The 15,341-nt window shown below is 48.9% G+C and carries 14 protein-coding genes; 7 read left to right on the top strand and 7 right to left on the bottom strand.

Annotated features, from left to right (window positions below):
- Positions 1-54: 54 nt before the first annotated feature.
- Both B2Z72_RS10850 and B2Z72_RS10845 read right to left on the bottom strand, forming a co-directional pair.
- Positions 55-1,836, bottom strand: coding sequence for a hypothetical protein (locus tag B2Z72_RS10850; protein WP_296981388.1), 1,782 nt, complete (start codon positions 1,834-1,836; stop codon positions 55-57).
- A 70-nt stretch (positions 1,837-1,906) separates the two neighbouring features.
- Entirely contained in the window at positions 1,907-3,733 is a 1,827-nt protein-coding gene (locus tag B2Z72_RS10845) for a PhoX family protein (protein ID WP_297004789.1), read from the bottom strand.
- A gap of 348 nt (positions 3,734-4,081) precedes the next feature.
- Between B2Z72_RS10845 and B2Z72_RS10840 the strand changes: the two genes are divergently transcribed.
- Positions 4,082-4,408: a hypothetical protein gene (locus B2Z72_RS10840; RefSeq protein WP_296981392.1), complete on the top strand. Its 327-nt coding sequence runs from the start codon at positions 4,082-4,084 to the stop codon at positions 4,406-4,408.
- Between the two features lie 17 nt (positions 4,409-4,425).
- Here B2Z72_RS10840 and B2Z72_RS10835 read toward each other — a convergent pair whose 3' ends face one another.
- From B2Z72_RS10835 to B2Z72_RS10825, 3 genes are all read right to left on the bottom strand, one after another.
- The gene (locus B2Z72_RS10835; protein ID WP_297004788.1) at positions 4,426-4,740 is read right to left on the bottom strand and encodes a 4a-hydroxytetrahydrobiopterin dehydratase; all 315 of its coding nucleotides are present in this window, start codon (positions 4,738-4,740) and stop codon (positions 4,426-4,428) included.
- A 207-nt stretch (positions 4,741-4,947) separates the two neighbouring features.
- Complete coding sequence (locus B2Z72_RS10830; RefSeq protein WP_296983977.1) at positions 4,948-6,456, bottom strand: fumarate hydratase; 1,509 nt, start codon at positions 6,454-6,456, stop codon at positions 4,948-4,950.
- Positions 6,457-6,592: 136 nt separating this feature from the next.
- Complete coding sequence (locus tag B2Z72_RS10825) at positions 6,593-7,291, bottom strand: DUF2846 domain-containing protein (RefSeq protein ID WP_296983974.1); 699 nt, start codon at positions 7,289-7,291, stop codon at positions 6,593-6,595.
- A 144-nt stretch (positions 7,292-7,435) separates the two neighbouring features.
- On the opposite strand from B2Z72_RS10825, the gene B2Z72_RS10820 reads away from it, so the two are divergent.
- Positions 7,436-7,960, top strand: a complete 525-nt coding sequence (locus B2Z72_RS10820) for a hypothetical protein (RefSeq protein ID WP_296983973.1) — start codon at positions 7,436-7,438, stop codon at positions 7,958-7,960.
- 16 nt (positions 7,961-7,976) lie between these two features.
- Positions 7,977-8,405 carry a hypothetical protein gene (locus B2Z72_RS10815; RefSeq protein ID WP_296983970.1) on the top strand — a complete coding sequence of 143 codons (429 nt, stop codon included), beginning with the start codon at positions 7,977-7,979 and terminating at the stop codon, positions 8,403-8,405.
- Here the strand turns inward: B2Z72_RS10815 and B2Z72_RS10810 are convergent.
- Together B2Z72_RS10810 and B2Z72_RS10805 are read right to left on the bottom strand one after the other, a co-directional pair.
- Positions 8,386-9,246 carry a hypothetical protein gene (locus B2Z72_RS10810; RefSeq protein ID WP_296983969.1) on the bottom strand — a complete coding sequence of 287 codons (861 nt, stop codon included), beginning with the start codon at positions 9,244-9,246 and terminating at the stop codon, positions 8,386-8,388. The two genes, B2Z72_RS10815 and B2Z72_RS10810, sit on opposite strands and share 20 nt — an antisense overlap.
- Positions 9,246-10,040 (bottom strand): hypothetical protein, encoded by a 795-nt coding sequence (locus tag B2Z72_RS10805; protein ID WP_296983967.1) that lies wholly within the window; start codon positions 10,038-10,040, stop codon positions 9,246-9,248. The genes B2Z72_RS10810 and B2Z72_RS10805 overlap by 1 nt, the downstream gene beginning before the upstream one ends.
- Before the next feature lie 256 nt (positions 10,041-10,296).
- Here B2Z72_RS10805 and sodB point away from each other — a divergent pair, with 256 nt between their 5' ends.
- The 4 genes from sodB to B2Z72_RS10785 all read left to right on the top strand — a co-directional run.
- The gene (gene sodB / locus B2Z72_RS10800) at positions 10,297-10,878 is read left to right on the top strand and encodes a superoxide dismutase [Fe] (RefSeq protein WP_297004786.1); all 582 of its coding nucleotides are present in this window, start codon (positions 10,297-10,299) and stop codon (positions 10,876-10,878) included.
- Between the two features lie 153 nt (positions 10,879-11,031).
- Positions 11,032-12,954: a PrkA family serine protein kinase gene (locus B2Z72_RS10795; RefSeq protein WP_044056500.1), complete on the top strand. Its 1,923-nt coding sequence runs from the start codon at positions 11,032-11,034 to the stop codon at positions 12,952-12,954.
- Positions 12,955-13,010: 56 nt separating this feature from the next.
- On the top strand, positions 13,011-14,297 hold the full coding sequence (locus tag B2Z72_RS10790) for a YeaH/YhbH family protein (protein WP_272963716.1): 1,287 nt from the start codon (positions 13,011-13,013) through the stop codon (positions 14,295-14,297).
- A gap of 1 nt (position 14,298) precedes the next feature.
- Positions 14,299-15,341: SpoVR family protein (locus B2Z72_RS10785; RefSeq protein WP_297004780.1), on the top strand; the 1,043-nt coding region annotated here is incomplete at its 3' end.

The raw sequence follows: 15,341 nt of genomic DNA, 5'->3' as shown, positions 1-15,341 counted from the left end.
TTTAAACTGTGGGACAGCAGTGGCTGAAAAGCCGCTTTTTTATTTTCGCCAAATTCAGTAATAACTCAGTACATCTTTCACGCCTGTCGGCTGATCCAGTTCAACTTCGTGATGTATGGCATTCAGAGGTTTAACCACGCCTTCACGACCTTCATCAAAGCTCTGCTCATCAACAATAACCTTGTAAGCTTTATTCAGCATCAGGGCACGCTCAGCTGATGGCATCAGCAGATAAGAAATATCGCTTTCAAGCTTATTGAATGCTTCCGGCTTTTTATGGCCATCCGCATCAAAAAACTTATTCAGGACTTCATCGTTATTACGGTACTCGTTACCGGTCGGATTCTGTTCAAGATAGTAAGCATACTCTCCCTGCCCATCTTCACGTGCAGGATCGGCAATACCACTCAGATCTTTTTCCAGCCAGTGGTACCAGCTGTTGCGGAACGAGCCATGGTCAAGCTTACGGTTGAAGGAAATCACGGTGTCATTGCTGGCGCCAATATAACCGTGGCAGCCCATGCAGAAATACGTTTCTTCATAGCTTTGCGGACGCAGCTGACCGGCGTCATCTTCAATAAAGCCCTGATAAGTCCAGCCCTGTTTCTGGAACAGGCCGGTTTCCATGTTGCCGACAATTTCTTTCACCCGGCCAGGAAAATCATGACGTTCCTTGAGTTCGTCATCGACGATGTTGCGCAGTGCATAATAATCGCGCCAGCCATGCTTACGGCTGTACCGCAGCTCCTTCATACGCGCGGCCATTTTCGTCCTGCCATCAGCATCAACGTCGATATAACGCACACTGTGGATAAACTCTGTGCCAGTCGGGAACAGGCGCGCCGCCATTTTAATTTTACCGCTGTCAGCCAGCACGCCGGCCTGACCAACATAGTGCATATAAACATTATTCAGCGGTGCCCACTCATATTTGATGGTGGTGGTTTTGCCAAGTACGCCGTTTTTATCCAGATCGACGCCGTAACGGTTTTCATCGACTTCATTAATGGTGATGTCTTTTTCTTTCATCATGGCTTCAACCACAGCCATATTGACCATGTATGTCTCGACATCAAACTGCCCTTCGCTCAGCTCACGGAACGCCGGCGGCAAACGGATCATCACGTCATCGGTTGAGCCGTTGGTCGGCATAAAAGTGCCAAGGAATGGATAATAGGCGAAGACGCGCCAGCCGGTATAACCACCCTGTGGGTCTTTATCAAAGCCGTTTTCATCGAAATCCATGTACAGGTCCGGGATATAACCATCCCAGCTGCCATTACTGTCCCGGTCCCAGCTGGCTGGAACATTGTGCAGTTTTTCCGCCAGAATAATCCGGCCATCCGCCGTTTTATAATTATCCTCGCGCACATAATTCAGAATCTCTTCGTCGCTGATGGCAGCAACGGCCGCGGTGCGGTCTTTATACACATTGGACCAGTTGTTTTTCAGCGCGGTATCCGGGAATCCGTATTCCAGCTGAACGTCAACGTCGTTAAGAAAGTTCGGACGCTTACTTTCTGTATGACAGGCGTAACACGGGTTATGAATATCGCCATTTTCAGATACCGGATCGGTGTAACACTGCGGCGGTACATACGGCACGATATTGTCTTTTCTGTCCGCAGTAATATTGCTCATGGTACCGAATACCAGATCATCGTTATTCACCGGGCTGGCATCTTCACCGGCTTCGCTGTCTCCGGATTCTGCAGCCGGGTTTTCTGTTGTTGTATCCGTATCGTCTTTGGCCACCGCATCAGAAGAATCAGAACCGGTAAAACAACCGGAAAGCGCGAGACTTAACAGAAAGATAAAAATAGTACGATTGTTCATATAACACCTGAAACGAAAGCAGGGGTGGCACAGGCCACCCCTTTTTTAACCTGAGTCGCGGAGTAAATAATTACTCTTTTACCGCAGGGAAAGGACCGATATAACCAGTGTAAGCACGGTTCTCACCGTTACCGGAATCCTGGTCCTGGTCAGACTCACCGTATGGATGCTGAATAACAGACATCAGGTAAGCGAAACCATTAATGTCCGGATACCAGTAAGGAGAGGTAGTCTCAGAACCGTATGGCGTTGTCTGGATACGGGTCAGTTGAGCAGTTTCAAAATCGTAAGCCCAGATCACGTCGTTCTGATGGCTGCCGGTGTCTTCACCGATAATCAGATAGTCGTAACCAGACATATAAGTCAGGTTATCTGGCTCAGCAATGCCGTCTACATGACAGGAGTTGTTGCCTTCGAAACCAGGAACCTGGAATTCGATGTTAACGCCGGCTACACCACGGCTGGTGCTTGTTGGACGACCAACAACCAGACCTTTCATGTTTGCAGCGACGAACTCAGAACCGATGTCAGAATCTTCACCCAGTTCCAGTTCATAAACTGCGCCACAACGGTTCATATTCAGCTGAATATGATCGGCTGGTGCTTCAGCATCAGCTTCCATGCTGTCGTAAACACGGGACATAGCAACGTACAGCTTGTTACGCTTGCTGTCGTAAGTGATACCTTCTTCTTTGGAGAACTCGGTGGTTGCACCCTGCAGGGCAGAGTAACGACGGGTTTCCATACGGGAAGCAATCTGCTCCATACCGCTTTTCACTTCCAGACACTCAACGCCTACGTCAGTCTGGATCTTAGTACCAACGCTACAGCTGCCGTCTTCTTCACTGACGGTGCCGGTGTTGAAGATATCGGTAAATGCCAGAGCCGTCTGACCATTGGTACCGTGAACGTAATCCGTGATTTCTTCGTCGGTAGCGTGACCCAGTGATACCCAGCTCAGATCTGCTTCACCAGCGCCTTCGCCAGATGTCTGGTTCCATTTAGCTGCGTACAGGTTACCTGCGCTCAGGTCACCGGCAGTGTCCGCAACAAACATGTAGAAACCAACGTTACCGCCGTCGTCAGACATATAAACGGTTTTGGAATCCGGCATAACGTAAGCCAGTTCGAACGCCAGACGACCCATTGCATAGTGCTTGGTCAGTTCAACGCTTGGCTGATCATCAGTGCTGTCATCGTTATCGGTATCAACCACAACTTCGATGTTCCAGCCGTAGTAGTACGGGTTCCAGTTCAGATCGCCGGAAGCGTAGTAATCATTCTGAGTTGAGCTGTAGCTGTCAGCTTCGGCATCAGCCTGAGTGATCAGAGTACGGGCATTCGGCTCATACTCTTCCGAAGCCAGGTGCGCACCCCATGGCGTAACAGAAGCGGCACAGTGTACCCAACCACCGTCTACGCCAGACTGGTCGATCTGATACATAGTCTTAGGAGAAAGAGCACCGGTTTCAGAATCCTGATTCAGTTCGAACAGGAACATGGCACCCGGGCGGGTTTCCATCTGAGAAACAGAGAACAGACGACCGTCGATTGGCAGCAGAGAAGTGTGTTCGTTAGCGTTGGTGATACGCTCAGAACCATCTTCTTCCTGAACTGCGTTGCCCTGATCATCAACGATCAGACCAAAAGGAATACCATTGATAACATCACCGGAGCGGGCCAGAGTGTTGTATTCGCCGCCGTAAGTTTCGCCATCGACAACCGCTTCAGATGCCAGAACTGCGCGTTTCTGATCATCAGTGGCCGGAGTTGGAACACCGGTAAAGGTCAGGCTTGGCTTGCTGCTGCTTGAATCGTCACTGCCACAGGCAGCAAGGCTGGCTGCTGAAGCAATCATCATCGCCTGTACAAGGCGCTTTTTATTAAAAAAATCCATCACTATTTCTCTCTCATGTGAAAGGGTCTGTTTTCCCGGGAGACAAACGTAAAGAATGTAAATGACAGAATTAGTTAACTTTCGTGACAGATTTACGACATAACTACAAAGCTATATATCAGTAACTCCTGAAATACGGGCGCTGGAGCAACAGCAGGTAAAACGACAGCTCAGGTTTTACGTACATTCGTCCCGTAAAATACAGTGACGAACGGACGTCGTTGACTACACTTTTGACAAAAGCGCTGACAGGCAGCGCGACCTTTTCAGAAGAGCTGAAAGTCGAATTAGTTAAAAGTCGAATGAGTTAAAGGTCGAAAGAGCTACAGAGTGAACAATGTGCCATCCATGAAAATTTTCTTATTTTGTCTCAGTGCGACGATCAGCCCGCTGTTGTCAGCGGCTGAACCGGTGAACAACCTGAAAGTAATTGCCGTCTATCAGATGGACGATGAGGCCGGTGCCGCATTTGAATTTTTTACCGATAAACCGGCGCATCAATGTGGCGGCAAACCATCCAACCGTTTTCGTGTATACAGTCGTCATGGAGAAGTGAACGACAGAAAATTCCGTCTGATTGTCGATGCTCTGGCCCATCAGTATAAGGTGAGCATCGGCACAAAAGGATGTGAAGGGAAAGCCATGAAAACCGGCTTTATTGGCGTGAGAAGATAATTCCGCGCAGACCGCCTTCAGGCTGCGTGACTTTTACGCCGGTATTCCTGCAGGGCGCGGTCAGTCATCAGCGCCAGATTAACATCACGCTGAGAAATACCTTTCACATCGTGACTCACCCAGAAAATTTCCAGTGAACCCCAGCTGACATTCAGCTGGGGGTGATGGTCCTGCTGTTCCGCCAGTACCGCGATCTGATTGGCCAGATGCATGGCACAACTGAAGTTCGTCAGCGCCATCGTGCGGTAAAGAGCGCCATCCCTGACCTGCCAGTCAGAGTGTTCAGACAGCCACTCGTTGAGCGCTTCCTGTGTTATCAGATCATTATTCATCGTGTCTTCTCCTGCAGGTAGCAAGCGGGATTCAGAAGGCCTGTTAAGTCGTCACTCACTATGCGCTCAACAGGCTGAATTTAAACAGACAAAACATGCCAGAATCATGATCTGAAGCTGTCCTGCAGTCAGGTACTGCATCGCTTTGTTTTCTGCGGGCACAAAAAAAGGCGCCGCGGCGCCTTTTTATAAGCAATCAACGACCGATCAGATCTCGGTAGCGTTGATTTTGGCGTACCACTGTTGTGGACCAGTACGGTGAACGGATTCACCTTTGGTATCCACAGCGACGGTAACCGGCATGTCTTCTACTTCAAACTCGTAGATTGCTTCCATGCCCAGATCGTCAAAGCCAACTACTTTGGAAGCTTTAATCGCCTGAGACACCAGGTAAGCAGCGCCACCGACAGCCATCAGATAAACCGCTTCGTTGTCTTTGATCGCATCGATCGCGATCTGACCACGTTCGGATTTACCGATCATACCCAGCAGACCAGTCTGCTCCAGCACGGTACGGGTGAACTTATCCATACGGGTAGCGGTTGTCGGACCGGCAGGCCCAACCACTTCGTCACGCACAGGATCAACCGGGCCTACGTAGTAGATAAAGCGGCCTTTCAGATCCACCGGCAGCTCTTCGCCTTTAGCCAGCATATCGACGATGCGCTTGTGCGCGGCGTCACGGCCAGTCAGCATTTTGCCGGACAGCAGAATGGTCTCACCGGTTTTCCAGTCTTTAACGTCTTCCGCGGTTACAGTATCGAGGTTTACGCGTCGTACTGAATCACCCACTTCCCAGGTAATTTCTGGCCAGTCTTCCACTTTCGGTGCTTTCAGCGCAGCCGGGCCGGAACCATCCAGCACAAAGTGGGTGTGACGGGTTGCAGCACAGTTAGGAATAATCGCCACTGGCTTGTTCGCAGCGTGGGTTGGGTAATCCATCACTTTCACGTCCAGAACAGTCGTCAGACCACCCAGACCCTGAGCACCAACACCCAGCTTGTTCACTTTTTCGAACAGTTCCAGACGCAGTTCTTCAGCACGGTTCTGTGCGCCACGGGCCTGCAGTTCGTGAATGTCGATTGGCTCCAGCAGAGATTCTTTCGCCAGCATCATGGCTTTTTCTGCAGTACCACCGATACCGATACCCAGCATGCCTGGTGGACACCAGCCGGCACCCATGGTCGGAATCTGCTTCAGCACCCAATCCACCACGTCGTCAGACGGGTTCAGCATAGCGAACTTGGATTTGGCTTCAGAACCACCACCTTTCGCGGCAACATGCACATCAACGGTGTTACCCGGTACCAGTTTCATGTGGATAACGGCTGGCGTGTTGTCTTTGGTGTTCTTACGGGCGCCATCAGGGTCCGCCAGCACAGAAGCACGCAGTACGTTGTCAGGCAGCAGGTAAGCACGGCGTACACCTTCGTTCGCCATATCTTCCACGCTCATATCGCCTTCAAATTTCACATCCATACCGATGTTCAGGAAAACGGTAACGATACCGGTGTCCTGACAGATCGGGCGGTGGCCCATGGCACACATGCGGGAGTTGATCAGAATCTGTGCGATGGCATCTTTAGCGGCTTTGGATTCTTCGCGCTCGTATGCTTCGTTCATCGCATCGATGAAGTCTTTCGGATGGTAATAGGAGATGTACTGCAGAGCATCAGCAACGCTCTGGATCAGATCTTCTTGTTTGATCACAGTCATGGTGAATTCTCTCTCAGGGGGCTTTGTGGTTAAGCCCTGGCCGGTGTCCGCCCCGGCTTTTGGCATCAGGCGGGCGTGAAAACGCCCACTGAGTGGGCGTAAAAACGGGACGTATTGTAACTCAGTAACCGCTCAGCTAAAACGGCCACCAGCCTTTGTCTTTAGTACTATCTATTCCAGCGGGTGCTTCAGTGCCCTGCCCGCCCGTCTGCATCTGCTCTGCGGAGGCATCCACAGAAGCAGATGCAGAGGTATTGTCAGCCTGCGGCTGCAGTCGCCCGCGACCGTGGTGAATCATCTTAGTCACCGGCAGTTCATTCAGCGCCAGTCCGGGATCCACCAATTGCAGCGGACCATCGCCCAGCGGCGTCACCCCAGACTGACCCTGGGACTGCAGTACTGGCGGATCAATTTCCGAATAACGCAGATAATAGATTTTGCCGGCCTGGGCCTGTAATTCCAGACGGGCGATTTCTTTCAGCACAAACACATTTTTAATGCCCTCAAGCCCTAACAGTCCCCGGCGCATAGCAATGTTGTAACTGCCTGGCTCAAGTTCATACCAGGTATAGCCACCGCCTTTGACGTTAAACAGGCGCTCGTCATCGACATTAAAACTGGGGCTTTCCAGTTCATCCATCGACCACTCCGACGCCGGGCGATACACATACATCAAAGCCGTGTGTTCATAATCCCAGCGGTAGCCAACGGGTTTAAAAGCCTGTCCATCAGGTTCAGAAACATAGGAGCCAAAGCTGTCACCGATGGATTGATAAACGGTGCAACCGGGCAGAAAAAGAAATGCTGATAACAGCAGCGAGATGGTTTTTATCATTATTATTCCCTGTCTGACAGCAGCAGCCAATGTCAGGATTTACGCTCCTTACAGGCCAGAACTGGTCAGTTATTGTACACTTTTTCAGACTGCTGCTATGATGACACACTTACAAAAAATAACAAAAACAAATGGGTAAACGGCATGGAAAAACGCTCCCGCTCATGGGCATATTCAGGGGCTTTACGCCCGTTCGCGGCCGCTCTGATTTTACTGTTACCATCCTTTTCTCATCAGGCCATTTCATCCGATAACGAAGCGTATTTTTCGCCGGATCTGGACGATGCCATTGATGCTGCCAAACGCAATCCTGCCGATCAGACCTATGTCGGTTCCAGCTGGTATAACCGCACAACATCGCGCAGTTTCGACCTGCCTAAAATGCTCAATACTGAAATGGATAATCAGGTTATTGAAGGCGCTATGGGCCCGACCGCCGCTGGCAACCGGGCTGCCACTGACGCATTACAGCCAGTCAGAGATGCTGCTCTGGGGCGCCTGAACAAACGCAACACATTAAAAGAAAATTCGAAAAAGCAGGACGAGGAAGAAGAGGAAGAATATCGCCGCAATAATAACGAAATATATATCCGTGAAGCGGCTTCACGGGAAAGCCGTGTACGGGAAATCCGCGCCAACGTATCCGTGACTGCCACTGTCCGTCCCTGATCAGGAGCCGCCCACTATGTTGCGTCAATACTTAACAGCGTCGCCGAAAAAATGGTTGCCTACCCTGACTGTATTCGTACTGGTCCCTGCCGTGGCGTCTGCCTCTCCGCAGGATCAATATTATTCCGGCGACCTGTTTACCGCCATCGAAGAAGCCAGACAACGAACGCACCATTACGACTACAGTCAGGCCACCCGCTATAACCGCAGTACCTCACAAAGCATTCCGATACCACGGCTGCTCAATCAGGAAATGGCCCAGACCATTATTAAGGCACCGGATGCACTGGATATTCTGCCTGAGACAGATTCAGCGACACGTCAGGACGATATATCTTTGAGTAACAACCGTTCACGTACGTCCTCCGCCCAGACACCGGATATTGCGACTGGTGTGGCATCACCGGTTTCTGTGCGGGTTTCGGTCAGAGCGGGGGAGCGCTGAAGTCAGAGCTAAAGTTCGCGCGGATTTTGTTACGTAAAGGTGCCGCCATTAATAACAGCATACGGTCACGTTGCCACTGACTGGCCGCCTCGCCAGTCAGGCCCACAGAGGCCATTTCCATCTGCGTAATCAGAGCTTCATAAGCATCCAGCGCCGCCAGATGATATTCACGACTCTGCTGCTGAAAGGCATCACGCAAGCACATCGCCTGCTCATCGAGCACACCATTACCACCCAGTTTGGCCGACATCCAGCCTGCCAGCGCCACAGCGATATGCATATCTTCCCAATAACGGAACGGCCGGTTGAGTTCATTATGTGCATCGCTGCTGACAAGCCTGTCTGCCACAACGGATGACAGACTGACCGGCACATGAGGCACATCCGGCATAAAAGGTTGTGGTTTGACAGCCTCCAGACAATTAACGCCGGGCGCCTGCATGCTGACCTTCAGACACAGCAACTCAGTCTGCTCCTGCACCTGACTGCGGGCAACGACGTAGAGAGTATCCAGCCCTTTGCCGGCCAGCATAACGTGGGATTTACGACCGCTGATGCCCTCTTGCGGCGAGTAGCAGGTCGTCATATCTCGCAGCGATTTCATTCCGGATTCAGAAATACAGAATGCCGCCCAGATATCCGCCGGCAATGCCGGATCAAGACAGCGCATGGCCGCCTGATAGCCACAAAAAAACGCCGTTCCCGGCGTTCCAGAATGTAGCCCGGCGGTGTGGGCTGCATTCATGCTGTCCAGCTCTATCAACCACTGCGCCAGCACCGTACGTAATGCCGCAGGTGCCGCTTGCAGACTGACAGATTGCTCAGACGATGGATTCGCCATTATTGCAGAGAGCCACCCAGCGCATTCTGGATACGGTCGAGGCGGATCTGGATATCTTCGATTTCCAGTTTCATATCACCCACATCACCGCCGTTACCAACACGGCTGACCTTGGCATCCAGCATCTGCAGATTTTCAGTGATCTGGGCAATGCGCAGCTGGTTCTCAGCCGGAACATCCAGTGCTTCTTTCTCAACTCTGGCAATACGTGAGGTTAATGCGGAATCACCCGAAGTAACTTTCTTCTCCAGCGCGCTCAGACCACTGGCCTGTTTCGCTTCCAGACCTGCCAGATCTTTCTTCACAGCAGCAATACCGCTTTTCACCGAAGCGATGTTCTTACTGTTGCTGGCGATATTGGCTTTGTTACGTTTGTTCGATACATCCCACAGTTTGCGGATTTCACTGCCGTTTTCCTTCACCAGTGCCTTCAGCGCATCCACTGAGAGGTTTGCATTCTCACCGGTAACAGACAGTTTCTCGTTCAGAACAGCGAGGTTATCAGCCTGTGATTTCAGCACTTTCTGCGAGGCCTGCAGCTGCTGCTGAACACTCTGCAATTGCATAAACAGAAAGCCAGCCAGGCCCCCCATAGCAATCGCTACTAACAGGGCAACAATGGCCAGAGTCTGCTTGGGAGCAGGCGCCGCAGTGACCACCGGGGCCGGTCGTGACTTGGCTGCAGCCGCCCGCTGTGCGGCCGCGCGGCGTGCCGCCAGTTGTTTCTGTCGCAGTGCAATATCTTCTTTCGAAGGTTTCATATCCGGCAAAATCGGATCTTTTTCGGTATCCATGGGGTCCCCGTCAGGCAAAGTGTTCTTCATTATTCTGCGGTCAGTATACCGGCATATGCGATCATGCGAAATTATGAGCGTCAGGCCAAAAATGATGGGTTTGACAGGAAAACCACGGGGGGCACACGAATAGCGCCGCTTTATACAGAGTGCTATGATCAGGCTACTTAGCTGCGGCCCTGACTGACTCAGAATCAGCTGAAGGGTCGTAACCTGTGTAACCTGAACTCAGCTTAGATATAGAATGGAGATTACTATGGCGTTTGAATTACCACCTCTGCCGTATGCAAAAGATGCGCTGGAACCACACATTTCCGCTGAAACCCTGGAATTCCACCACGACAAGCACCACCAAACCTACGTGACCAAACTGAACGGTCTGATCGAAGGTACTGAGTTTGAAGGTAAGTCTCTGGAAGACATCATCAAAACTTCTTCCGGCGGTGTATTCAACAACTCCGCACAGGTTTACAACCACACTTTCTACTGGAACTGCCTGAGCCCTAATGGCGGTGGCGAACCTACTGGCGCAGTTGCTGAAGCAATCAACGCTGCTTTTGGTTCTTTCGAAGAGTTCCAGACCAAGTTCAACGACATGGCTGTAAACAACTTCGGTTCAAGCTGGACCTGGCTGGTTAAGAAAGCTGACGGTTCCCTGGACATCGTTAACACTTCTAACGCTGGTACCCCGATCACTGAAGGTCTGACTCCGATCCTGACTGTTGACCTGTGGGAACACGCTTACTACATCGATTACCGTAATGCGCGTCCTAAGTACCTAGAAAACTTCTGGGCATTAGTTAACTGGGAATTTGGTAACGAAAACTTCGCTAAGTAATCTCGAAGTTACGTTATTTAATATACCTTTAAAAGCCCGTTTACATTAACGGGCTTTTTCATGTCACCCGTCGAAAGTCTAGTGTAAATCCCTCCCATTTTTCCCAATACCGTCTAAGATGAAATTACGGGCAACCGTTTTTTAGGGGTATTTATGGGTATCTTCGAACATTATCAAAGTCGCTACGAAGAGCGAAAGCAGGAAGAGTTCAGCATCCAAGAGTTCCTAGATATTTGCAAGTCAGATGCTATGGCTTATGCAAATGCTGCGGAACGTTTACTCAAAGCCATTGGTGAACCTAACATGGTGGACACCTCCACCGATCCTGCACTGAGTCGCATCTTCTCTAATCGCGTTATTTCACGCTATCCAGCGTTCAATGAATTCTATGGAATGGAAGAAGCCATTGAACAAATTGTGTCGTATTTAAAACATGCCGCCCAAGGGTTAGAAGAGCGAAAGCAAATTTTGTATTTGCTTGGTCCTGTAGGCGGGGGTAAGTCGTCACTCGCTGAAAAGCTCAAAGCATTAATGCAGCAAGTGCCTATTTATATATTGAAAGGCTCTCCGGTTAATGATCATCCTTTCTGCCTTTTCGACGCGCAAGAAGATGGTCACCTACTAGAGCAGGAATATGGCATCCCTTCCCGCTACCTAAAAACAATTATGTCGCCTTGGGCGCGCAAGCGCTTGCATGAATTTAATGGCGACATCACACAATTCAAAGTGGTTAGGGTTTACCCTTCCGTGTTGGATCAAGTTGGTATCGCTAAGACAGAGCCTGGAGATGAAAACAACCAAGATATTTCGGCGCTTGTCGGCAAGGTAGATATTCGTCGATTAGAGCAGTTTGCTCAAAATGATCCTGATGCATACAGTTACTCAGGCTCGTTGTGTAAAGCCAACCAAGGGTTGATGGAATTTGTAGAGATGTTTAAGGCACCTATTAAAGTGCTCCATCCTTTATTAACAGCAACACAAGAAGGCAACTATAACCCGACAGAAGGCTTTTCGGCGCTTCCATTTGACGGGCTTATTCTCGCTCATTCAAACGAGTCAGAATGGCAGACATTCAGAAATAATAAAAACAACGAGGCATTTTTAGACCGTGTCTATATTGTCAAAGTGCCTTATTGCTTGCGAGTAAGCGAAGAAATCAAAATATACCAAAAATTGCTTGATAGCAGCGAGCTCAGTGGTGCGCCCTGTGCCCCCGATACACTCGCATGTTTGGCGCAATTTACCGTCTTGTCTCGCCTAAAAGAGCCAGAAAACTCCAGCATTTTTTCTAAAATGCGGGTGTACGATGGCGAAAGCCTTAAAGACACCGACCCTAAAGCCAAATCGTACCAAGAGTACCGCGATTATGCTGGTGTCGATGAAGGTATGGAGGGGCTGTCCACCCGTTTCGCATTTAAGATTTTGTCGCGGGTATTCAACTTCGATCATCAAGAAGTGGCTGCCAACCCCGTTCATCTTTTTTATGTGCTTGAACGACAAATAGAAAGGGAACAATTCCCGCAAGAAATTAGCGAGCAGTATTTAGAACACCTTAAAGGGTTCCTGATACCGAAGTATGTTGAGTTTATTGGTAAAGAAATTCAAACCGCCTATTTAGAATCTTACTCTGAGTATGGACAAAACTTATTTGATCGCTATGTCACCTATGCTGATTTTTGGATACAAGACCAGGAATATCGCGATCCAGAAACGGGGCAACTGTTTGACAGAGGCTCATTAAATGCAGAATTGGAGAAAACTGAAAAGCCCGCGGGTATCAGCAATCCCAAAGATTTTAGAAATGAAATCGTTAACTTTGTACTGAGAGCAAGGGCCAATAACGGTGGTAAAAACCCAGCGTGGACAAGTTACGAAAAATTGAGAACCGTGATTGAGAAAAAAATGTTCTCTAACACCGAAGACCTACTACCGGTTATTTCCTTTAACACCAAAGGTTCTGCTGAAGAGCAGAAAAAGCATGATGATTTCGTTAATCGCATGACAGAAAAAGGCTACACCCAAAAGCAAGTCAGGCTTTTATGTGAATGGTATCTGCGGGTGCGTAAGGCGTCGTAACCCTCGCTGAGGGGCGACGCAAATTTGGCTGTTCACTCATTGATTAGCAGGTGCTTATGGCGCATTTTATTGACAGAAGGCTCAATAGCAAAGGGAAGAGTACCGTAAACCGACAGCGCTTTTTAAAACGCTACAAACAGCAAATTAAGCGCGCGGTTTCCGATGCAGTAGGTAATCGTTCAGTTACCGATCTTGATACCGGGGAGAAAATCAGTATTCCCACCCGGGATATTTCTGAACCCATTTTTCATACAGGTAAAGGGGGTAAAAGAGAAACCGTTCACCCTGGAAATGACCAATTTGTAGCGGGCGATAAAATTAATCGCCCCCCGTCGGGTCAGGGCCAAGGAGCGGGAGAAGGTGATGCCAGTAACGATGGCGAAGGGCAAGACGAATTTGTTTTTTCAATTTCAAAAGACGAATATTTGGATTTACTCTTCGATGATTTAGCCCTGCCCAATTTGAAAAAGAGTCAATTCGACAAAATTGTTCAACACGAAACCTATCGCGCGGGCTACCAAACCGATGGCGTCCCTTCTAACCTAGACATTGTTCGTTCTTTAAAAGGCGCGGTAGCGCGTCGTATTGCCCTCACCGCCAGCGACAGACGTCAATTGCGTGAACTTGAAGCACAGCAAAATGCATTAGAAGAAGAACATCAAACCCATACGCCCCACTATGCTGAATTATGCCACCAAATTGCAAAGCTTAGTGCGAAGATTAAGAAGGTGCCCTTCATAGATACCTTCGATCTTAGGTTCAAAAATTACGATAAGCGACCCGTACCTACCAGCAAAGCTGTGATGTTTTGCTTAATGGATGTTTCAGGCTCGATGGATCAAGCCACAAAAGACATGGCAAAACGCTTTTACATATTACTTTATCTCTTTTTAACGCGAACCTATGAGAATGTTGAAGTGGTTTATATTCGGCATCACACACAAGCGAAAGAAGTGGATGAACAAGAGTTTTTCTACTCCCAAGAAACCGGCGGCACCATAGTATCTAGCGCACTTAAACTGATGAATGAGATTGTGCAAGAACGCTATCAGGATAGCGACTGGAATATTTATGCTGCACAAGCTTCTGATGGCGACAACTGGGCCGATGACTCTCCTTTCTGTAGCGAATTATTGAGCAAGGATATTTTGCCGAGCTTACGCTATTACGCTTACATAGAAATTACTGAACGCCAGCATCAGAGCTTATGGCGGGAGTATGAAAAGGTCGCCCAATCTTTCGATAATTTTGTGTGTAAGCACATTCAATCACAGAGCGATATTTACCCCGTATTTAGAGAGCTATTTAAGCGTACAGAGCAATCGAATACGCAAGGAGCTTAACATGGCTGTGTTCCCCACCTATAAAAGCAACCCGTCTGACCTTCCACTTAGCCAGAGCGCCCACAAATTAAGCGACGGACCAGACTGGTCGTTTCCCTTGCTTGAGCAATACGAAGCTGAAATCGACCGTATTGCAAAAGACTTCAAACTGGATACCTACCCCAATCAAATAGAGGTGATTACTGCCGAACAAATGATGGATGCCTACGCCAGTATTGGTATGCCGCTAAATTATACGCATTGGTCTTTTGGGAAAAAGTTTATACAAACCGAACAACAGTACCGCCGCGGGCACATGGGATTAGCCTATGAGATTGTGATTAACTCAAACCCCTGTATTGCCTATTTAATGGAAGAAAATACCATTACTATGCAAGCACTGGTTATGGCACACGCCTGTTATGGCCACAATTCCTTCTTCAAAGGCAATTATTTATTTAAAACGTGGACCGATGCTGGTTCTATCATCGACTACCTTGTATTTGCTAAAAATTACATTGCTAAATGCGAGCAAAAAAATGGCATAGAAGAAGTTGAAAGTATTTTAGATTCTTGTCATGCACTGATGAATTACGGTGTTGATAGGTATAAACGGCCTCAGAAAATTTCCTTGCAAGAAGAGAGAAATCGCCAGCAAGAAAGGGAGAGTTACTTACAATCACAAGTGAATGAACTTTGGAGAACCTTGCCGGACTCTCGTCAACACAAGCAAAAAACGTCCCATCGCTTTCCAAAAGAGCCCCAAGAAAATCTGCTCTACTTCATTGAAAAGAATGCGCCTTTGCTAGAGCCATGGCAGCGGGAAATCGTACGCATCGTGCGAAAGGTTTCACAATACTTTTATCCGCAAAAGCAGACGCAAGTCATGAACGAGGGTTGGGCGTGCTTCTGGCATTACCACATACTCAATAAAATGTATGACGAACGCTTGGTGAGCGACCGCTTCATGATGGAGTTTTTGCACAGTCATTCAAGCATCGTTATGCAGCCAGAGTACAACAGCCCTTATTACTCTGGCATCAATCCGTATGCGTTAGGCTTTTC

The organism is Thalassolituus sp. UBA6592 (genome assembly GCF_002433655.1).
Classification (GTDB): Bacteria; Pseudomonadota; Gammaproteobacteria; order Pseudomonadales; family Oceanobacteraceae; genus Venatoribacter.
The sequence above is the reverse complement of the archived record's forward strand: the minus strand, read 5'-3'. Positions and strand labels throughout refer to the sequence as shown.